This is a genomic window from Neobacillus niacini, assembly GCF_023715785.1.
Lineage (GTDB): Bacteria > Bacillota > Bacilli > Bacillales > Cytobacillaceae > Neobacillus > Neobacillus niacini_E.
This window is the reverse complement of the sequence record NZ_JAMBOX010000008.1, coordinates 70,733-91,829: the sequence shown is the minus strand read 5'-3', so window position 1 is coordinate 91,829 and position 21,097 is coordinate 70,733. Positions and strand designations below refer to the sequence as shown.

The window sequence follows — 21,097 nt, the reverse complement described above, 5'->3', positions numbered from 1 at the left end:
TAATACGTGCCTGTCACTACCCGTAATTTGTTGAATTCTCTTCGATAGGAATCGAGTGGTGACAGGCACTCCTTTTATCATAAAAAATAAGCTAAACAAAATATCTCATTCAAACAGATCTTGTTTAGCTTATCTATTTTGTCTGGAATACTTAAAAAACCTTCCAATTCAAACTGCAGTATGAATTCAAGTTTTGCTTCCTGATTTAGTGATAACTTTTATCCCCACGTTGCTTTCTCCAGCCCCAGCAATTGTTTTTGATATCGTTTTTGGTGAATTAAATACGGACATCCCGAAGTTGACAACTCCGCTTGAAATGGTGCCGATATGAATGCCATCTTTATGAACAGCCAAGTTCCTTCCCTCCTTAAGAAAAAAACTGGTTTTATCCATTTAGTTATTATGGTATCTAGGCATATTGATTAGGCTGGGGTCAATATAATTTGTAACACTTCCGCCGGTAGTGATGATGACTCCTCCCCCAGTGTTAAATCCTCCAGAACCCCCCTGGGCTTTAGATGCCGTTTTTGGTGTTATAAAGGTAATGTCACCAAATTGGACATCAGCATAAGTACCGATATTATCTATTGTTACAGATCCATTAATCATTGCAGGCATTTTGGCAGCCATCCTTTTCATTATTTTTTATATCCCTAGAATGTAAGAGATGCGTACTCTTGAATGAGAAAACTGGTTTCATCACATTAATTATTTCCGGCCACTGGCATGTCAATTACGTTTGGGTCAATATAATTCGTAGAACTTGCAAGGGTATTTGATAAAATGAATGCCCCGGTGTTAAATCCTCCGGCACCAGCAGGAGTCTTAGATGCAACCTTTGGTGAGTTGAATAAGCTATCACCAAATTGGACGTCACCATTTCCAGTGATATTATTTATTATAATTGGTCCACAAATAATCGCAGGCATTTTAACAGCATCCTTTTCCATTAAGTAACTGTTTTAATAGGCTATGCATTCATTCCTGATCTTGTGCTTTTTTCTTTGTTTTCTCCTTACCATATTTGATCGGAATGATTATTTTATATAAAAATTCACCAAATGGTATTCTCATGTGTGTTATAGGTGAAAGGAGTGGATGGGGTGTTACAACAATCAGTTCGACCGACTGAAACAGATTTAGAGCGAATGGTTGATATATATGGGAATATGCTATTTAGAATTTGCTTTGTTATTCTATGTAATCAGTATGATGCTGAAGATGCTGTACAAGACACTTTTATTAAATATCTAACGAAATCCCCAACTTTTCGCGACTCAGAACATGAGAAAGCATGGTTGATCACTGTTGCCACTAATCACTGTAAAAATAAGAGGAGATTCCATTTTATGCACAAGCATATGAATATCAGTGATTTGCAACTATTTAGTAAGAATGAAGAAAACTATGGTTTGATTGATCTTCTTATGAAATTACCAGATAAGCATAAGATTGTATTATTACTTTATTATGTTGAGGGTTATAGGGTAGAAGAAGTAGCCACTATACTTAGCATTACCCCGTCAGCTGTAAAAAAACGATTACAACGCGGAAGAGAGCTGATTCGCGAAAGATATCGAAAGGAGAAAGAATGATGGATTTTAATAAGATGAAAGATGCTCTTCATTCTATTGAAATGTCAAAAACGATGAAAAAGCGCATTATAGAGAATTGCAATAGTGTAGAAAAAGATAAAGCGGCACCATTAAATTTTAACAGGTGGATTTCCGTAGCATGTGCATTTGGAATATTATTGTCAATGATCATAGGCATTCCATACCTTAATAAGAATGGAGAAGTGCAAGTTGCAAATTTTGCAATCACAGCTTATGCGGTGAGTGATGAGGGGAATCAGCTTCATACAAATCTTTCATCAGAGAAAGCTACTTTTGAATTATCAACGAAAGAAAGAATAGGTCTTGTAAATAGTATAGGTGGTGTGGGAGCTAATTTCATTTTTACAGATGTTATGCTAAATGTAACTGGAAACGATATCGACTCCATCACTTATACCATAAATAAAGGCTTGTTTATAGAAGATGTTACACTTACAGCAGCAGATAAAGAAGACAAAAACTGGCTATTATCAGAAAAGATACATGTCATTTATGGTGAGCCTGGTTCAGATCTATATCAAGGTATCAAGGAAATCGGGAATACTTATACAGTAACGTATAATAAACAGGATCAATATAAATATACACTTGCCATTCCACATGATGGCAACGATGTAGTAGAGGAGGACATCATAATCCACGTAAATGTAAAATATACAGATGGTAACGCTGAACAACAAGATATTGTGGTAACTCAAGAATCAAATTCTATGTCTCTTAAGCTTAAATAAAAAAATGGAAAGAGCGCAAATTCTACTCAAGAATTGCGCTCTAATTGAATAAGCTTATTTTATAAAATCATTAATTAGCTGCTCTGTTGTAAGTATCGTGGCAAATTCATCATGCAATGTAGCTAGAGATATAGTGTGTATCGTTTCTGCATCATATATCTATCACTGTTGCAGTGCTGGCTTACTACACGCCGGAAAACAATCCAGTTCTGTACCGTGAGGCGAAATCTTGGCTCGACCAAAAAACTGTGCCTTTGTTATTTAATAAAATAACCTTATTTAGACTAGAAACCCTAAATTATAAAAAGTTTGTATAATTGAGGTTTTAGAGAAATTTATCCCCTAAAATAATTAGAAATATCTTAATAAATAAAATATATTGAATTTTTATAATTTTATATATATAATCAACATAGATTATATATAATCTCAACAAGATCCAATCAGATACATAACAAAAGAGGGGGTATGCTTTGCGATGAAGATGGATTTAAAGCAAAGACTGGAGCTAAAACCTTGTATTGGAACATTTCTAAAAATCCCGCGTCCGGAGATCGTTGATGTTTTAGCACTTGCAGGATTTGATTTTATTATTTGTGATATGGAACATGCGCAAATAAGTGAAGAGGAAGCACGAAGTGTCATTAGAGCAGGTGTAAATGCCGGTATCCCAGTTGTTGTTCGGTTGCCTGAACCTGTTCAAGGGCTGGTCAATCGTTTGCTTGAGGCCGGTGCTGTTGGCATCCAAATGCCAAGATTACGAAAAGCAAGCGAAACGAAAGAATTGTATAGCATGATGCATTTTCCTCCATTAGGAACAAGATCAGTAGGGGTTGCCAATATTTTCGCTAATTATGGAAGCGTTACCATTAAGGATTATTTGGATAGTGAAAATGCCAGAGTGTTAACAGTAGGACAATTTGAAACAAAAGCGATTGATGATTGTATTGAAAACATGTTTGATGGGTTGGATGTAGCATTTATCGGCCCAACTGACCTAGCCGTTGATTTTGGAGTACCTGGAAATATTCATGATCCAAATGTTCAAAGGCACCTTGCTGAAATTGAAAAGGCAGCGAATAAAACCGGAACGATCATGGGAGCATTTGCAGGAAACCTTGAGCAGGCAAAATACTATATAGAAAGAGGTTACCGTTTTCTGGCTGTAAGTGGTGATATTTCCCTAGTGGCAGCGGGTGCAAACTCACTAGTTAAGGCATTTAGGGAAAATTTTGATGGACTATCCATCGGAAAATAGATGACTAGAAACAAAAAATATTTTAGGAAAACGGAGGTTAAAAAACGATGTTTGATAAAAGCGATCCAAGAGCTACTTTGAAGGGTCTAGAGGAAAAAAAGGCGGCTCCCACGGACTTTGCAGGAGCAGAGTATGGGAAATTCTATGAAACTCCGCCAGTTGAATCAAGTGAATTACTAAAAACTTGGTGGTTCCGTGGTCAAAATTTTTATATATCCTACTCGGAGGCTAAGGATGGCGGAGTATTGATCCGAGAAAGTCAAACTGATGAATACGTCATGCTTCTCCCAGATAAAGAGAGTAAGGCGATTGTAAAATGGGGTGATAAAGAAACCGTTGTGGATGGATTTAGCATTGCGATTTTACCTCCTGGAGATAGTGAAATAAAGATCGTTAAAGGTGGAAAGGTTGTTCGACTTTTTAGTTCCGCAAATGAAGATTTAGAGGAATGGCCAATTAACAAGGAATCATATCGTGAACCACATCCAAACACAGCATTACTCAAGCCATGGCCTGAACCGGTAAATGGATACAAGGTCAGAGTATACAGCCTGGATATTCCCAAGGAAGAAGGAAGATTTGGGAGAATCTTTAGATGTTCAACATTTATGGTCAACGTATTAGATCCGAATGTTGGACCGCGTGACCCTTCAAAAATGTCGCCACATTCTCATGATGATTTTGAACAATGTTCTTTGGCACTAGAAGGAGAATTCGTCCACCATCTCCGCTGGCCTTGGATAACAGATATGACGAAATGGCGTGAGGATGACCATGAGTATTGTGCAAGTCCTTCGGTTGCTGTCATTCCTGCAAGAGCCATTCATACTACACAAGCGATAGGGAAAGGAATCAATCAATTGGTTGATATCTTCTGTCCGCCACGCGAGGATTTCTCGCTTCAAAAAGGCTGGGTTTTAAACGCAGATGAATACCCAATGCCGGAAAACGAAGCTAAATAATAGAAAGGAGAAGGTTTGATGTACCAAAAATTGCTTGAAGGTGCATATGACTTACATGTCCATACAGGGCCTGATATTCCCGAAAGGAAATTAGATGATTTAGATTATGCAGAGCGTCTTCAAAGTATCGGTATGAAAGGGTTTGGGATTAAGTCCCATTACTTCTGCACCGCCGAAAGAGCTCGTATAGTTAAAAAATTATATCCCAAGCTAAATCCTGTTGGTGCGATCACCTTGAATAATTCGGTGGGGGGAATAAATCCGACGGCTGTGGAAATGGCAGCACGTGATGGTGCAAAAATTGTCTGGATGCCTACTTTTGATTCTGAAAATGAAATCGATTATGTAACGAATAGGGGCAGTTATGAAGTGCTTCCGCCTTGGGCTCAGGTTCAGGTAGAGCGTAAAGCACAAGGGCTTCCTCAAACATCCATCACCATTCTTGAAGATGGAAAATTGAAAAAGCCCATTTTTGAAATTCTTGACCTGGTTTACGAAAGAGATTTAATTTTAGCGACAGGTCACCTTTCCAAAAAAGAAATCTATGCTCTTGCAACCGCTGCAAAAGACCGTGGGGTTAGAAAATTACTCGTTACTCACCCAACGTTTTCATCGATTGCATTCACAAAAGAGGAACAAAAAGAGTTGACTGAGTTAGGAGCATATATGGAGCAATGCTTCGGCTGTATTGATCCACGATATGGGGTTACATGGGAAGAATTGTATGAGCATATCCGATACGTTGGTCCCGAAAAGACCATACTGTCATCAGATCTTGGACAAATCTCAAATCCTAATCCTGATGAAGGCCTAGTTGAATTTGTGAAAAATCTTGCTGAAAATGGTTTTTCTGAAGAAGAAATTAGAACAATGACTACACATAATACTACGTTTTTCGTTGAGGGATAGGTAACCTTAATTTCTTAGTAAATATTTGCACAAATAAATTATATATAATCCTTATTTATTTAAATATATATACAGAGTTTATATATAGCAAAAAGGATTTATATATGTAAGCAACTTAAAAAATGGCATTGCCTTCAACATGTATCCACAAAAACTATATGTAAAGGTGAAAGAAATGAGTAAATCAGATGAGGCCTATGAATATTTAAGAAATCAAATTATCCTTTTTCATTATAAACCGGGAGAAAAGGTAAATATAAGGGATATCGCAAGAACATTAGGTTTGAGCGATATCCCTGTCCGGGAAGGGTTAAAAAGACTTGAGTCAGAGGGATTAATAGAATTCGAGAAAAATAGGGGTGCAAGGATTGCGCCTTTTGATGCAAAAAGCTTTATGGATATTTGCAATGTCCGATTCGAACTAGAGGTCTATGCTACTCGACTTAGCACAGAAAACATCACAGATGAGGAAATTGAATTTTTGGAAGAATGTGTTAAAAAAATGGATGATTGTATTGATAACAACGACCGAGAAATGTTTGGTAATTATAACTCCAAATTTCATAATACCCTATACAGAGGCAGTCATTCGCCAATATTAATAGAGACCATAGAAAATCTTACGGCTAGAAGTTTGTATTCAAAGTCTATTTTTACTCTTGTTCCCGATCGTTTAAAGGATTCAAATAAGGAACACAAGGAAATCATTGAAGCGATAAAGAATCATGATGCGGAACGGGCATCACAAATTATCCGGCATCAAAAAGAATTTAGTACGAAGCGGCTCTTTGCTGCCTTAGAATCAGTATCCTGGTTCAACGGGATTAACAATGGGCAACACATCATATAGGGATGTCAGAAGAGAAAATTATTTTTAAAATAAAAAAATTTAATTTTGAAGGGATGAAAGATATTGAAAAAGCTAACATCTGTTTTCATGGTATTCCTTATGGTGACGTTTTTAACTGCCTGTGGTCTAGGTTCCGGAAAACCTGCAACCCAAACATCAGGAGCTGATAAACCGGATTCAAAGCCTAATACAGGAGCGAAAGAAGAAGCTACACATAAATTAAAACTTTCTCATGCAGCTGCAGAGGCGCATCCGTTTCATTTGGGCGTTGTCAAATTTGCTGAGTTAGTAGATGAAAAAACAAATGGAAGAATTCAGATTACTATTTTCCCGAATAGACAGCTTGGTGAAGAAAGGGAAAATTTAGAAAACGTCATGAATGGCACTTTAGATATGGCAATGGTTTCAACGCCTGTTATGAGTGCTGTAACACCTGTATTTGATGCACTTCAATTGCCATTTTTATTAAATACTTATGATATTGAAGAACAAGCGCTTAAAACTGAAACTGCACAAAAAATGCTTGATAGCCTAAATGAATTAGGAATTACTGGTCTGGCTTACCTAGAAGGGGGCATGCGTCATCTTGGAAATAATGTTCGGGAAATTAAGAAACCGGCGGATTTAGAAGGATTAAAGCTTCGTGTTGTCCAGTCACCATTAATTTCAGATATTTTTTCAACATTAAAGGCTTCCCCGACACCAATGGCCTATGGTGAGGTTTACAGTGCGTTACAAACAGGGGTCATCGATGGTGAAGAAACAAATTTATCAACCATGTATGCTGAGAAACACTTAGAAGTAATTAAACATTTTACACTTGCAGGTCAATTTCCATTCCCAGCAGCCATCCTCATTAACAATAAAGTATTAAAGTCGATTCCAGAAAAAGATCAGAAATTGATTAACGAGGCTGCGGCAGAAGCGACTGCATACTTATTCGAGCAAATTAAGAGTCAGGATGAGAAAAACCTAAAAGAAGTCAAAAACGCCGGGGTCAAAGTAACAGAACTTGAAAATGTCGACGAATTTATTGAAATGGCACAACCTGTTTACGAAACCTATACAAAGAAGCACCCGCTAATTAAAGAATTTGTAGGAGAAGTTGAAAAGTTAAAATAATGAGAATCGGGGGATATAGTCTCTATTTCCCCCGTTTTGTTGGGAGGCGAAAGAATGCAACAGCTCAGTCTTATAGTCTATAAATATTCCAAATGGTTTCTAGCTTTCTTAGTTGGATTCATGACTGTTATTACGCTTATGGAGGTTGGAGCCCGAAATATTTTCCATCATTCATTTTCTTGGAGTGAGGAATTAGCAAGATTTATATTGGTATGGGTAACTTTTATTGGGGCGAGTGTAGGTTACAAAAAGGGAGAACTAGTCGCTATAGATGCTGTTGAAAGACTCCCTGGGAAAGTACGCAAACCTATATACGTTTTAACACAAATGGTGACTATTGTTTTCATTGTTTTTCTAGCATACCTGGGTTATGCTTCAACCTTCTCAGATACAGTTATGAGGCAGGTTGCATCTGGCTTCCGTGTTTCGATGATGTGGCCATATTTATCTATTCCACTAGGAATGACCTTTATGTTCATTCATGCATTGGCATTTTTATTTTCTCCTAAATCGTTTAATGAGGAGCAAACTCTATGATGATACTGATCCTATTTGTTGTTCTGCTTTTTTCTGGGATCCCCATTGCTTTTGTAATCGGAATAACTGCATTCCTACATTTATTAAGCATAGATGGTACTACATTAATTGGCGTCACGTCCCAAAGGATGCTTTCAAGCGTTAACAACTTTACACTACTTGCTATTCCATTCTTTGTACTGGCAGGAGAGTTAATGAATGCAGGCGGAATAACAGCAAGATTATTGGACTTATCTCGAAACCTAGTAGGCCATTTACGTGGCGGCCTTGCCTATGTGAATGTATTAATTGGCTTGTTTCTTGGAGCAATTGTTGGATCTGCAAATGCTGAAGCGGCAATCCGAAGCTCTACCATTGTTCCTGAAATGGAGAAGGATGGGTTTGACAGAAAATTTGCAGCTGCCTTGACGACCACTTCCTCTGTTCTAGGTCCCATTCATCCTCCAAGTATGACGTTTATCATCTATGGGGTAGTTGCCAGTACATCGATCGGCGCTTTGTTTATGGCAGGAATACTACCCGCATTTTTTATTGCCGCTATTCATTTTATCATTGTTTATTTTTATGCACGTAAACGAAATTTCAAGGTTAGAAAATTTCCTCCGGTAAAACAGATCTTTCTATCTTTTTTAAGAGCCCTACCTGCATTATCTATTCCAATTGTGATTTTAGGAGGAATTTACTCTGGAGCATTTACTCCGACTGAAGCTGGAGCGGTAGCGTGCTTTGTCGCTATTTTAGTAGGAATGTTCTATTATAAAACACTTAAACTTTCTGATTTTCCAAAGATATTTCTACGAACAGGGCTGATTACCTCTACCGTTACCTTTATCATTGCAACGGCTAATATTCTAGGATGGTCTTTGGCCCTTGAACAAATTCCGCAGCAAATGGCAAATTATTTACTTACTTTAAGTGATAACCCATATATTATTCTATTTATTATTAACATTTTGCTATTAATCATTGGGATGTTTATGGAGGTAACAGCAGCTCTATTAATCTTAGTCCCTGTATTTTTGCCCGTTATTCTAGCGTTAGGAATTGATCCAGTCCATTTTGGGGTCATTATCTGTTTGAACTTAACGATTGGGTTAGTGACGCCGCCAGTAGGTGTAGTGTTATATATTGTATCCAATATGACGAAGGTAAAGCTTGGGGAATTAGTTAAAGCCTCTTTTCCTCTCCTTATAGGTTTAATTGTTGCGTTGTTTATTATCTCTTATATGCCAGGAATATCTTTATGGATTCCACACATGCTAGGTTACTAAAAAACAAATGGTTCCTTGTTTAAAATTAGTGTGCAGGGATTGGAAAATGCGGAGGGAACATGGTGAATGTATTAATCGTATATGCTCATCCCGAACCAACATCATTTAGTGGTGCGCTTAAAGATTGTGCCGTACAGACATTTGCTGATCTTGGTCATCATGTAACTGTTTCTGATCTTTATGCTGAAAATTTTAACCCAGTTGCAGGCCGCCATGATTTTACAACGGTAGCGGAGCCGAACAGGTTCCATTATCAAAATGAGCAACTTCACGCTAGTATGTACGATGGGTTTGCAGAGGATTTGAAACGCGAGCAAAAAAGAATGCTAGATGCAGACTTGCTGATTTTTGTTTTTCCACTGTGGTGGGGCGGAATTCCAGCGATTCTAAAAGGATGGTTTGATCGCGTCTTAGCTTATGGTGTTGCTTATGCTGATGGTGAACGTTTTACCAGTGGCCGTTTTCTGGGACGAAAAGGGATTATGTGCCTAACTACCGGTGGAACAAAGAAACGATTCTCAGATTCTGATGTGTATGGTGATATGAAGAAGGTTCTTTATCCGATTCATCACTGTATGCTTGAATATATGGGGCTTGATGTAGAGGATCCATTTGTGGCTTATGCTGCTCCAAGAGTGGATAACGAGACAAGAGTAGAATACCTTAATTCATGGGAAAAAAAGTTGAGGGAGATGGCTGAAAATCGCGAGTGGCAGGAAAGATTAAAGAAAATGCCCAATACTCGAAAAGCAATAAAGCCAGTTGACGAACGGGGTTGGGAACTGGACCGTTAAATTGAAAACCCTTGGTATAATGGCAATTAATTAAGGCAGCATAATGTGCTGCCTTCGATTCATTCTGGAAGTAAATCCTGATCCCGAAGAAGGATTTAAAACACACATAATAGAAGTTTAGGTAATTAAGGAAATTACCCAGGCCATAAGTGAGGATCAAGAGTGGGGGGATAATCAATGAAGATTACGATTGAGGTGTTAACATGGGAACATCATTTTATGACATGACGCCGGCATCGAATTACACTCGTGAAAGCGATCGAAGAGGCGACGACTAATGGGTGAGAAGATGCACGTCGACGAAATGGAAATTGATGAGGCACTCGTGAGCCGTCTGATTGCCACCCAGTTTCCCCACTGGGCAGAGCTGCCGCTAAGACGGATTGAGCCTGCTGGTACAGTGAACGCCATCTTCCGGCTAGGCGACGAATATTCCGTTCGACTCGCGCGGCGGGAGGGGCCAACGACACCAGATAGTCGCGAGTTTATTTGGCTGCCCAAGCTCGCACCATTGATTCCGCTTGAAACCCCAGTACCTATCGCTCAAGGGCATCCGAATAGCGAATATCCGTGGTTTTGGGAGATACATACAGGGGTTGAAGTTACAAATAGAATCGCCCGAAAAATGTCTGCATTCAGGTGGTGCAGGGACTTTGTTTAACAAAGTCTCTAATGTTAAATGCTTTAATCTGGTAATGCTTCAATTAAAGTATTTGCTTCACCACTAAGAGGTCGTTTTGCGTTCGTGGAAATTTGTTTTTGCAATCCTTGATTGTCCATGTGTTTTAGGAAATCTTTGGCACTCTTGATTGCTTGGTTAAAGGAAAACACCTCGATATCACCCTTGTAGTCTCCACTTTTCTTATGATAGTGAATCGTAAGCTGTGAACTTGTCGCTGCAAAAAAGAAAGAGCTGGTTTTCTCGTTTTTTAAGAAAAATAGTTGACAATAAAAATAAGTTTATGATATTATTATAAATTTGATAAAAAATAATATGTGTGTTATGCTTATGAAGGTTACCAAATATGGAGGTGGATTATTTGTATCAAATTGGGGATAACATAGTTTATCCAATGCACGGAGCAGGTATAATTAATGCCATAGAAGAAAAGGAAATCTCAGGGGAAAAACAACAGTATTATGTCATAAAAATGTTTATCAGTAATATGCAAGTCATGATTCCTACGGTTAAAATATTGAGTTCTAGCATACGCCCAGTTACTGACATAATGGCATTAAAACACATCATACACATTTTTCAGCATGGAGAATCAGGTCAATTACTACCTTGGAAACAGAGGTATAAAATGAACACGGACAAAATAAAAACAGGTAAAATACAAGAAGGTGCTGAAGTTGTACGTGATTTAATGCGTATGAAGAAAGAGAAAGCACTTAATACAAGCGAAAAAAAAATGTTGGATCACGCACATGAATTTTTAATTAGTGAACTGAGATTAATTGAAGGGATCACTGAAAATCAAATAAAAAGTTTCTGTTAAGGTAATTATAGATAATGTATGACAACTCCCGGATAGATCCTGCATTTTCTGGGCATATGATTATTTTTAAAAGTTAATCATTTCAAAGACATTCAACTTCTTCAACTCACTTTTATCACATTAACCTCTTTTGCCATTTCTACCATTTAATCCATTTTAATTATTTAAATTTTTAAGGAACGTTTGAAGTTTCATCAAATAACTCGATTTTTTGCAATCCTGATTCACACTGGCACGGACGAGGAGCCGTAAGGATGAAAGAGAGGTAGGGCTTTCATTGTTTTAGGTAGACATTATTTGAGCAGAGTCATTACGTTGAAGAGAATGGTTTCCAGACCAGGAGACCATTTTTTAATTATAATTACATTGTGCATTCAATCAAAGAGTTTAGTCCAATATAAAAAATAGTAAACACATAAGAAGGGAATTTTGAGTATGACAACATTTCATGAAATGGGAATTAGTGAGCCCATTCAAAGAGCGATTAGGGATATGGGATTTGAAGAAGCATCTCCTATTCAAGAGAAAGCCATTCCCGTCGCTTTGACGGGTAAGGACATTATTGGTCAAGCACAGACGGGTACAGGAAAGACGGCTGCCTTCGCCATACCGATTTTGGAGAAAGTGGATACGAGCAAAAAATATGTTCAGGCTATAGCCATTGCACCGACAAGAGAGTTAGCTATTCAGGTTTCAGAAGAGATCAATCGGCTGGCAAAATATATGGGTATATCATCTCTTCCTATTTATGGAGGGCAGTCTATAGATCGCCAAATTAAAGCATTAAAAAAGGGACCACACATTATTACGGGAACACCTGGGAGACTTTTGGACCACATTAAACGCAAAACTCTAAAGTTAGACCGCACCTCAGTGGTGGTTTTGGATGAAGCCGATGAAATGCTGGATATGGGCTTTTTGGAGGATATCGAACGAATCCTTAAAGAGACCCCTGAAGAAAAACAAACCTTGCTGTTCTCTGCCACCATGCCCAAACCGATTCAAAATCTTGCCGAAAGGTTTATGAGGGATCCAGAGTTAGTAAAGATGAAAGCGAAGGAAGTGACCTCTCCAACTGTAAAGCAAATTTATTATGAGGTTAATGAACGAGATAAATTTGAAGTGCTTTGCCGTCTACTAGATGTGGAGAACCCAGAATTAGCCGTTATTTTTGGAAGAACAAAAAGACGCGTGGATGAATTAAGTGATGCATTGAATAAAAGAGGGTATCTTGCTGATGGGTTGCACGGAGATTTAAATCAACGACAGCGAGATGTTGTAATGAATAAATTCCGTGAGGGACACATTGATATTTTAGTTGCGACCGATGTGGCTGCGAGGGGGATCGATGTGTCAGGAGTTACTCACGTCTACAATTTTGACATTCCTCAAGACCCAGAAAGTTATGTTCACCGAATCGGCAGAACAGGTCGAGCAGGAAAGACGGGGTTAGCCATTACATTTGCTACACCAAGGGAAAAGGGACAGATTCACAGTATTGAAAAAGCATCGAAAGGCAAGATCCATCGTAAATCAATACCGACGGTCGCAGAGGCGAAGGAGTCTATACAGCAAGCCGCAGTAGAAAAGATGATTCAATTAGTTGAAGAAGAGCAGTACACACAGTTTAAACGTGCAGCAAGCGAATTGCTCGACGAGTTTGATTCAGTCGCATTAGTTTCAGTTGCCTTGAAATTGTTGTCGAAGGAGCAGAGGGATATTCCCGTTCAGCTAACCTCCGAGGCACCGCGATATGCCAAAAGATCTACTATAAAGGTACAAGACAAATCAAGGAGAAATTATAAAGGGAAAAGGGAGTATGGGGGAAAAAGGGGAAATGGTAAACGGTAAACGGAAAAACTTACAGGTCTTCAAAAGAAATGATTATGAATGAATACACAGGAGGATGATATCAGCTATCATCCTCTTTTTTTGCCCTTTTATAACTATATATACCCTCACCCCATTTTCTCATTTCATTTATCACCTGAGAACCTGCTGACATACTTTAATAACAATAATATTTATAACGGCGGTGGGAGAAAGATGATTGAAGTAAAGAAATCAAAATATGGCAGAGGGATATTTGCAACCCGTGACATTCATAATGGTGAACTGATCCATGAAGCTCCAGTTATTGTATCTCCTAGTAAGGATTACAAATATTTGAAAAAGACGATTATGATGGAGTACGTGTTCTGGTGGGATCCAGATCATGATGAGTGTGCACTTGCATTAGGATATGGTTCATTATTTAACCACTCCTATACGCCAAATGCCATCTTTGAACTCAATTTCGAAAATAGGACAATTGACTTTTATGCACTAATCGACATAAAGGCTGGAGAAGAAATTTTCATTAACTATAATGGAGAACCGGATGACGATGAACCCTTATGGTTTGACGTTAATTAAATTGTGTAGAACCTTAGGGAAGGATAAATATGTTGCGATGGGGGATGTGTTAAATTTCAAATGAATGGGGGGCTTAGATTCTTATGGCTGAGCCCTCATTGTGTTTTGATGAAAATTAAGATCTTTTTACTGGCTTAAATTCAATAGCCATGTGAAAATACCTCCTTAATCATATCGACTAGATTACGGTAGCGACAGGTTGATTTATTAAAATTAAAATTTATAATAAACAATTAATAATGAAAATAGGAGCCTCATTCTTATGAATATTTTAATTTTAGGTGCAACCGGACGAGTTGGAAGTCAAATAGTGAGTTTTGCCCTTCATGACAAACATCATGTTACGGTATTAGTTCGCACTCCAGAGAAGTTCCAATTGAAAAATGACAATTTAACCATTTTACAAGGGAATGTTTTAAATAAAGAGGATATCGTACGTGCCATGCATGGGATGGATGTAGTGATTAGTGCCCTAAATACTGATGGCACAACCACTCTATCAGAAAGTATGCCACTTATGATCGAAGCGATGGAAAACGAAGGTATAGAACGAATCATAACAATAGGTACCGCGGGTATTCTGCAAAGTAGAACCACGCCAAATTCCCTGCGTTATCAAACAAGTGAATCAAAGCGGAGGTCAACCCGTGCAGCGAAAGAACATCATAAAGTTTACAATATGCTTAAAGAATCATCTCTCGAATGGACGATTGTCTGTCCTACGTATTTGCCGGATGGAGAAAGGGTAGGCAACTATCGGATAGAACGAAACTTTTTGCCCGAGGGAGGAGCGAAGATATCCGTACCGGATACAGCAGAATTTGCCTATAAACAGATAAAAGCAAGCGATTATAAAAAATCACGTGTAGGGATTGCCTACTAATAATTTTTACACTACTTGCGTATTTTGGCTCTTTTTGCATTCATCTCTTTGATTTCCTCTCCTGCATAACCATTTAACTTTTTCATTTTTCTACCTCCAATCGTTCCGTTTTTTTTCCTAGAGTATTTTTTCAGATTTCCACTTCTCATAAAAATAATAGAAAAATTACACAAAAAATACAGTAGATTAATAATATTTAGATATCATAGAGGTTGCGCCAATAATTGTCAAAATTACTCAGATTTTGACAGCGTAAAAAACTTTGTTGGAGGTTGCGTTATGAGGAGATGGAAGAAAAAGCTTCTGCCAATCACATTGTCTATTGCCATAGCAAGCAGTGTGATTTCCCCGGGTTTGGCATCCGCTTTGGGTAGTTTTGATTTACACTCTACCTTCATTCAGACACCCATAAATGAATACCAGGCAGACCTTGCCCCAGGTATTGTGGAAAAGCATTACAGCTTTGAAGGAAAAGACGGGAAAAAGATTGAGAGTTTTGTAGTCGATGTGGATATGCAAAACGCAAGCACCGCGATCGAAGCAGGTACCCCAAATGACGGGACAGCTTATGGTCTGCAGCCTGTCAGACAGCAGGCAAAGGCAGCAGATGGCGAAAATCATAAAGTGGTCGCTGCGGTCAATGCCGACTTTTACAATATGGCTACAGGCGAACCTATTGGCATTGTTTACAAAGATGGACAGGCTGTGAAAGCCCAGAATGGCTCATCGCATAAATTTTTTGGCATTAAAAAATCAGGTGAAGCGGTAATCGGTGACGCAGCTGAGTACGAGGGAATGAAAGACCAACTAAAGGAAGCACTTGGTGGTAATGCTATTCTCGTAAAAAACAGCAAAATCTATCAAACTCCGCAAACAGGAGCGGATAAAGAGCCGCGGACAGCGGTTGGGATTAAAGCGGACGGCGATGTCTTTTTTGTTGTAATAGATGGCAGGCAGGAACCTTATTCAGCCGGCATTTCTATGCCCGATTTAGCTCAATTAATGATAGATTTAGGCGCCGTACAGGCACTGAACCTTGACGGAGGCGGATCCTCCACCTTCACAACCCGCGAACTGGGCGGTGATAACCTTGAGGTTGACAACTTGCCTTCTGACCGTTCAGAACGAAGTGTCGCAAACACGTGGCTGGTTGTTACAAAAGAACCATCCGATCGTGTCTTTGAATCTGCATACATAGCACCATATGATCAGTCCTTTACACCAGGTTCAGCGATTTCCTTCACTGCCAAGGGGAGAGACAAATCCATGGCTTCCGCTCCATTACCGGCTTCCGGACTTACATGGGAATTGTCTGATCCATCCTTTGGTACTATCGATGGAAATGGCCAATTTTTATCAAGTGGAAAAACCGGACAGTTTGATGTCATCGTGAAATATCAGGGAAAAGAGGTCGGAAAAAGTATTGTTGAAATAGCCCGGCCGGACGAGATGTCTTTTTTCTCTAAGGAACTGACTGCCGCGAAAAATAGTACAGTGGATTTAATCCTGTCTACTAACTTCCAAAAGAGAAACGTGAAATGGAACACACAGGATATAGAGTTTGAAATCCCTGAAGGAATGGGAACCATTGATGCATCCGGCGTACTTCACACAGGAGAAAAATCAGTTTCAGGGAACATCACGGCTCGCTTGAAAGGAACTGATCTCACAGCGCAAATCAAAGTTTCAGTCGGCAAGCTTCCTGAAGTCTTATTTGATTTTGAAAACGGGCTTGGAGGCTGGAAATCTACAGTTGTCGGCCGTGGAGAAAAAGCAGCGGTTAGTTTATCCTCCTTTCCGGAACCGGTAAGATTTGGGGATCAAGCGCTAAAAATGGATTTTGATCTTTCGAATGCTCAAACCGGAACCACTCTTGGCGCCTATGCAGGTCCCGGCTCAAACATTGACATTCCCGATAATCCAACTAGCTTCGGAATGTGGGTGTACGCCACTCCTGAAGCACAGGGCTACTGGCTGAGAATGAACATTGTCGACGGTAAAGGCAAAACCCAAACCATTGACCTAAATAACAATGTTCCGGGAATTGATTGGACGGGTTGGAAATACATTGAGGCAGAAATACCTTCCGCCTTTACCGGGCCGTACAAACTATCCGGAACTCAAGCCATTCGCTTAATGTCGACGAATTCAGGCAAAGTCGGACCGATGACAAAAGGCACCATTTATATCGATAATATTAGAGCTGTTTATGGTGAAAAAGTCGATGACTTATATCCTCCTGTGATTCAGTCGATCAACGTCGATGGAAAGGATTTCACAACCAATGCTGTTAATCTGAAAGCAGACGTGACTGAGTATGAAGATGACCCATTTAAAACCGGAATTGATTGGGAGAAAATCAGGATTCTCGTGGATGGAAAAGACTATTCCAAATCAGCTGGCCACTTTTCATATGATATGGACGGCACAGTCTCCTTATCCGGGTTAACATGGGCGGATGGAACCCATCAGGCAACCTTTATTGTCCCTGATAAGTATGGCAACCAAGGCATTAAAACGGTTTATTTTACAGTAAACACCGGATCAGCAAAGCTGGCGCTTTCCAAAAAACACGAGCAAGCTTTTCTGGGTGATGTATTTGAACTCTCCATAAAGGCAACAAATGTATCTGAGATTACAGGTGCTTCGATTAAATTGCAAGTCGATCAAAACTTCCCGGTGGAAAATGTTACTTTTTCCAATGGTTTTAAAACAAGCACCTCAAAGTATGATGCACTAACCGGCATTCTCACCTTAAATCTGGTGAACAGTGGTGAAACTGCAGCAGAAGCTGAGGTGGCAACCATTCCAATCCGGATTCCAGCTTCGACAAAAGAAGGAAGTAAGGCAGCCTATGAAATAGTGGAAGCAAACCTGGCCTACAACGTGCCAAAAGAAGAGAGCTTTATTTCAACGTTTTCGATGCGTCCTGAAAGCGCAGATGTGAAGGGTGCGTTTAATCTGAAGGCAGACCCGGTACTAATTGGAAAGCCTTCAATGATAACAGTGATAAATGATAAGAATGAAGCAGTTTCCGGGGCTGAAGTTTTCGTTCTGATCGAAGGCAGCGAGGTGCCTGTTCTTCTTGGGAATACTGATGATAAAGGGTCACTTGTTGTGGATGCCATTACAAATGAAGTAAAGAAAATCGCTTTATTTGCCGTAAAAGATGGAAAATATTCGTTTAATATGAATACGCAGACTTATCCGCCGCTTGCAGCTGCGACTGAAATAAAAAACATTATTTCAAATCCAACCGGAAATCCATATCAAGAAAAAGCATTTTCATGGATGTCCAGCCCGTTAGCGAAAGATCAGACTGTTATCCAATTTGCCGAAAAGATGGATTTTGACACGAAGGGAGAACAGTCACTGGAAACGGTGAAAGGCACTTCCAGTAACCAGGTTTTCTCTGGTGAACAAGATCCTTTGAAAAATGGGATTGTCCGCGTAAACGCAGTAACCTTAAAGAATTTGAAACAGGATACCACATATGTGTACCGTGTCGGGGATGGGGAAAACTGGTCAGATATCCAGGAATTCTCCACATTAAAATATCAGGAAAGCTTTGAATTTGCTATTTTAGGCGATACACAATCACCGGCAGATTTGAGTGATTTCTCAAAAATCCTTGGGGATTTAAATAATAGAGATTTATCATTCATGATCCATGTAGGAGATTTGATTGATGAATCGTCAAAGTTTTATCAATGGGACGGTGCATTAAAAGTTTTAAGTCAATACAGCAACATTCGTGCAACAGATTTTGTTGTAGACCTTGGTAATCACGAATACATGGGAGATCCTGATGCACAGCTGGCAAGGGCCATCTTTAACCTCCCTAAAAATGGACCAGATGCGGACAAAGGCGGGACCTATTCAGTTGATTACCATAACCTGCATATCAGTGTTATAGGCTATACGGATAGCGCGGAGGTTCTTGACAAACAATTGGAGTGGCTGAAACAAGATGTGAAAGAATCCAATAAACCTTGGAAGATATTGGTGACACACAAACCACCTTACTACACCAACCCATTTGGCGGGAACGAAATCATGAAACAAAAATTGCCGCCAGTTGTCGATGAATTAGGAATTGACGTTGTATTCTCCGGCCACGATCATGCTTATGGCAGAACGAAAAAGTTAAAAGCCGGGCAGGAAGATCCAAACGGAGCAGTTTATATGGTCACAGGCACAACAGGTAAAAAGCACTATGATGCGATTGCCGATGAAAAATTTGAGTTTGTCAACATGGATAATATCGCCATTTCAATTCGGGCCAAAGTTGACAAAGACCAAATCACCTTTACTACGGTTACATCTGATGGGGAAACCCTGGATCAATTTACCATTAGAAATGAGATATCTCCAGTTGGGCAGGGATTTACCGCCACGATTGATGAAAATGCAGCAAATGATACGGAAGTAGGAACTGTATCGGCAACGGATGAGAATGGTAACAGCCATTTAGATTACAGGATTACTGCAGGAAACGATGAGGGCGCTTTTGCGATCGATTCTAGTACAGGAAAAGTGACTGTTGCGGACTCGTCAAAACTAGATTATGAAACGATTCAAAGCTTTTCGCTCACTGTCCAGGTAAGTGATGGAATTTTTACAACGGAGGTATTGGTGAACATTTCATTAAATAACCTGAATGACAATGCGCCAACTGTGAAGGATGAGAATTATTCAATTGATGAAAATGCCGCGAACGGCACAACGGTTGGTATCGTGGAAGCCGCCGATGCAGATCAGGATCCGTTAAGCTACCGGTTCATAAGTGGTAACGAAATGGGTGCGTTTGGGATTGATGAGGCAACAGGAAAAATCGTGGTAGCGGATTCCCGAAAATTGGATTATGAAAAAGTGGAGAGCTTTACCCTTAAGATTCAAGTGAGTGATGGAGTGCATATCGCAAAGTCAAACGTAACGATTCATCTCAATAATTTGAATGATCACACACCGATTGCGGATGATGCCTCGTTTACCATTGATGAGAAGACTGAAAATGGAACAGTAGTCGGCACTGTTAAGGCAAGTGATGCCGATGGTGATGCATTAACATACAAAATCTCTTCCGGGAACAATGAAGGAACGTTTGCTATTAATGAAAAGACCGGAGAAATAACGGTTGCCGATGCAGCGAAGTTACATGCAGCAGCCAAAGCAGTTTATACACTTTCCATTCTGGTAAGTGATGGACAACATGAGAAAACGATCACGATCACCATAAATGTGATCTCTAGTGACGTGCCTCGTCTTCAAAAGGAAGTACGGGTCACTCCTGTAAAAGATGGAGTCAATGCAACCGTTTCTGATGACCAAATCAATCAGCTAGATGAAGAAGGAACACTTGTGGTTGAATTGAAGATGGGTCTGGACGAAGTCACAACGATTCAATTTACGGCAGGCCAGCTGGAAACGCTCATCAATCGCCGGGCTAAAATTAAAATAGTTAAAGATGATGTGGAGCTTCTAGTAGATGCCGCAAACTTCGCAAAAGGGGAAAACCTTGTGATTAGCATGGAAAGAGTCGCAAAAACCCCTGAAAAGCTTCCTTCATCCAATTTGGTAGCAGGGGCTGTGTATGACTTCACAATCAAACAGGGAGATAACATCATCAGTCATTTTGCCCATGAGATACAGCTTGCTTTCCCTGTAAGTGGAGTGGAACATCCTGAAGAATTAAAAGTATTTTATTGGAATCCAGATAAAAAGGAGTGGGAATTAATCGGGGGCACATTCGAAAATGGCCAGATTAAAGCCATGACGAAGCACTTAAGTACGTATGGCGTCTTCCATCCAAATGATCTGGTAAAAGCAAATCCATCAACAGAAAAACAAGTACCAGGCACAGAAACAAACAAAAAAGCGAATCCATCAACAGAAGGACAACTGCCAGACACCGCAACAAACATGTATAACTGGCTGTTTGCTGGAATCATCCTCCTGCTTATGGGGGGAACGGTCTTGTTTAAACAAAGAGTAAAACAGAAACAATAGGTGTTAAAAATATGCCTGTCACCACCCGTATTTTGTCAAACTCATCGACATCATTCGAGGGGGAGGACAGGCACTTTTTTTCCTTAAATTTTTGATATGAACATCTACTGTTCGTTCATTGATGATTTTTTCATTCTTTTTATATACGGTATTGATGATTTGTTCTTTTGAAAAAATTTGATCTGGATAGAAAAGCCCCTTATAACAAGAGGCCATGATCATGCTGATCATAGCCTCC

At 39.5% G+C, this 21,097-nt stretch carries 21 protein-coding genes and 1 pseudogene; 16 read left to right on the top strand and 6 right to left on the bottom strand.

Features of this window, described 5'->3' with window-relative positions:
• Positions 1-186: 186 nt before the first annotated feature.
• From M3234_RS15370 to M3234_RS15360, 3 genes are all read right to left on the bottom strand, one after another.
• Complete coding sequence (locus M3234_RS15370) at positions 187-354, bottom strand: spore germination protein (protein ID WP_262305575.1); 168 nt, start codon at positions 352-354, stop codon at positions 187-189.
• 39 nt (positions 355-393) lie between these two features.
• Positions 394-639 (bottom strand): spore germination protein, encoded by a 246-nt coding sequence (locus M3234_RS15365; protein WP_262305574.1) that lies wholly within the window; start codon positions 637-639, stop codon positions 394-396.
• Between the two features lie 65 nt (positions 640-704).
• Complete coding sequence (locus tag M3234_RS15360; protein WP_262305573.1) at positions 705-929, bottom strand: spore germination protein; 225 nt, start codon at positions 927-929, stop codon at positions 705-707.
• Between the two features lie 174 nt (positions 930-1,103).
• Here M3234_RS15360 and M3234_RS15355 point away from each other — a divergent pair, with 174 nt between their 5' ends.
• Positions 1,104-1,595: an RNA polymerase sigma factor gene (locus M3234_RS15355; RefSeq protein WP_262305572.1), complete on the top strand. Its 492-nt coding sequence runs from the start codon at positions 1,104-1,106 to the stop codon at positions 1,593-1,595.
• Positions 1,592-2,347 carry a hypothetical protein gene (locus M3234_RS15350; protein ID WP_262305571.1) on the top strand — a complete coding sequence of 252 codons (756 nt, stop codon included), beginning with the start codon at positions 1,592-1,594 and terminating at the stop codon, positions 2,345-2,347. The genes M3234_RS15355 and M3234_RS15350 overlap by 4 nt, the downstream gene beginning before the upstream one ends.
• Positions 2,348-2,401: 54 nt before the next feature.
• Here the strand turns inward: M3234_RS15350 and M3234_RS15345 are convergent.
• Positions 2,402-2,503 (bottom strand): annotated as a pseudogene (locus tag M3234_RS15345) (cysteine hydrolase); the annotation flags it as partial.
• 322 nt (positions 2,504-2,825) lie between these two features.
• Here M3234_RS15345 and M3234_RS15340 point away from each other — a divergent pair.
• From M3234_RS15340 to M3234_RS15300, 9 genes are all read left to right on the top strand, one after another.
• Entirely contained in the window at positions 2,826-3,605 is a 780-nt protein-coding gene (locus tag M3234_RS15340) for an HpcH/HpaI aldolase family protein (RefSeq protein ID WP_262305570.1), read from the top strand.
• Between the two features lie 47 nt (positions 3,606-3,652).
• On the top strand, positions 3,653-4,567 hold the full coding sequence (locus M3234_RS15335) for a cupin domain-containing protein (RefSeq protein ID WP_262305569.1): 915 nt from the start codon (positions 3,653-3,655) through the stop codon (positions 4,565-4,567).
• A gap of 18 nt (positions 4,568-4,585) precedes the next feature.
• A complete protein-coding gene (locus tag M3234_RS15330) occupies positions 4,586-5,476 on the top strand; it encodes a DUF6282 family protein (RefSeq protein WP_262305568.1) in 891 nt (296 codons plus the stop codon).
• Between the two features lie 175 nt (positions 5,477-5,651).
• On the top strand, positions 5,652-6,326 hold the full coding sequence (locus tag M3234_RS15325; RefSeq protein WP_262305567.1) for a GntR family transcriptional regulator: 675 nt from the start codon (positions 5,652-5,654) through the stop codon (positions 6,324-6,326).
• 63 nt (positions 6,327-6,389) lie between these two features.
• On the top strand, positions 6,390-7,448 hold the full coding sequence (locus M3234_RS15320; protein WP_262305566.1) for a TRAP transporter substrate-binding protein: 1,059 nt from the start codon (positions 6,390-6,392) through the stop codon (positions 7,446-7,448).
• A 54-nt stretch (positions 7,449-7,502) separates the two neighbouring features.
• Positions 7,503-7,985 (top strand): TRAP transporter small permease, encoded by a 483-nt coding sequence (locus M3234_RS15315; RefSeq protein ID WP_262305565.1) that lies wholly within the window; start codon positions 7,503-7,505, stop codon positions 7,983-7,985.
• A complete protein-coding gene (locus tag M3234_RS15310) occupies positions 7,982-9,256 on the top strand; it encodes a TRAP transporter large permease (protein WP_262305564.1) in 1,275 nt (424 codons plus the stop codon). The genes M3234_RS15315 and M3234_RS15310 overlap by 4 nt, the downstream gene beginning before the upstream one ends.
• A gap of 59 nt (positions 9,257-9,315) precedes the next feature.
• Positions 9,316-10,050, top strand: coding sequence for an NAD(P)H-dependent oxidoreductase (locus tag M3234_RS15305; protein WP_262305563.1), 735 nt, complete (start codon positions 9,316-9,318; stop codon positions 10,048-10,050).
• Positions 10,051-10,339: 289 nt separating this feature from the next.
• Complete coding sequence (locus tag M3234_RS15300; RefSeq protein WP_262305562.1) at positions 10,340-10,711, top strand: protein kinase family protein; 372 nt, start codon at positions 10,340-10,342, stop codon at positions 10,709-10,711.
• Between the two features lie 23 nt (positions 10,712-10,734).
• Here M3234_RS15300 and M3234_RS29690 read toward each other — a convergent pair whose 3' ends face one another.
• The gene (locus tag M3234_RS29690; RefSeq protein WP_396953954.1) at positions 10,735-10,881 is read right to left on the bottom strand and encodes an FIMAH domain-containing protein; all 147 of its coding nucleotides are present in this window, start codon (positions 10,879-10,881) and stop codon (positions 10,735-10,737) included.
• A 194-nt stretch (positions 10,882-11,075) separates the two neighbouring features.
• Here M3234_RS29690 and M3234_RS15295 point away from each other — a divergent pair, with 194 nt between their 5' ends.
• The 5 genes from M3234_RS15295 (at position 11,076) to M3234_RS15275 (ending at position 20,859) form a co-directional block, all read left to right on the top strand.
• Positions 11,076-11,552, top strand: coding sequence for a CarD family transcriptional regulator (locus tag M3234_RS15295; protein WP_262305561.1), 477 nt, complete (start codon positions 11,076-11,078; stop codon positions 11,550-11,552).
• A 435-nt stretch (positions 11,553-11,987) separates the two neighbouring features.
• A complete protein-coding gene (locus tag M3234_RS15290; RefSeq protein ID WP_262305560.1) occupies positions 11,988-13,403 on the top strand; it encodes a degradosome RNA helicase CshA in 1,416 nt (471 codons plus the stop codon).
• A gap of 195 nt (positions 13,404-13,598) precedes the next feature.
• Positions 13,599-13,967, top strand: coding sequence for an SET domain-containing protein (locus M3234_RS15285; RefSeq protein ID WP_262305559.1), 369 nt, complete (start codon positions 13,599-13,601; stop codon positions 13,965-13,967).
• A gap of 262 nt (positions 13,968-14,229) precedes the next feature.
• The gene (locus tag M3234_RS15280; protein WP_262305558.1) at positions 14,230-14,850 is read left to right on the top strand and encodes an NAD(P)-dependent oxidoreductase; all 621 of its coding nucleotides are present in this window, start codon (positions 14,230-14,232) and stop codon (positions 14,848-14,850) included.
• Between the two features lie 279 nt (positions 14,851-15,129).
• Entirely contained in the window at positions 15,130-20,859 is a 5,730-nt protein-coding gene (locus M3234_RS15275) for a phosphodiester glycosidase family protein (RefSeq protein ID WP_262305557.1), read from the top strand.
• An 18-nt stretch (positions 20,860-20,877) separates the two neighbouring features.
• Here the strand turns inward: M3234_RS15275 and M3234_RS29685 are convergent, their stop codons facing one another.
• Entirely contained in the window at positions 20,878-21,075 is a 198-nt protein-coding gene (locus tag M3234_RS29685; RefSeq protein WP_396953958.1) for a winged helix-turn-helix domain-containing protein, read from the bottom strand.
• Positions 21,076-21,097: the final 22 nt, after the last annotated feature.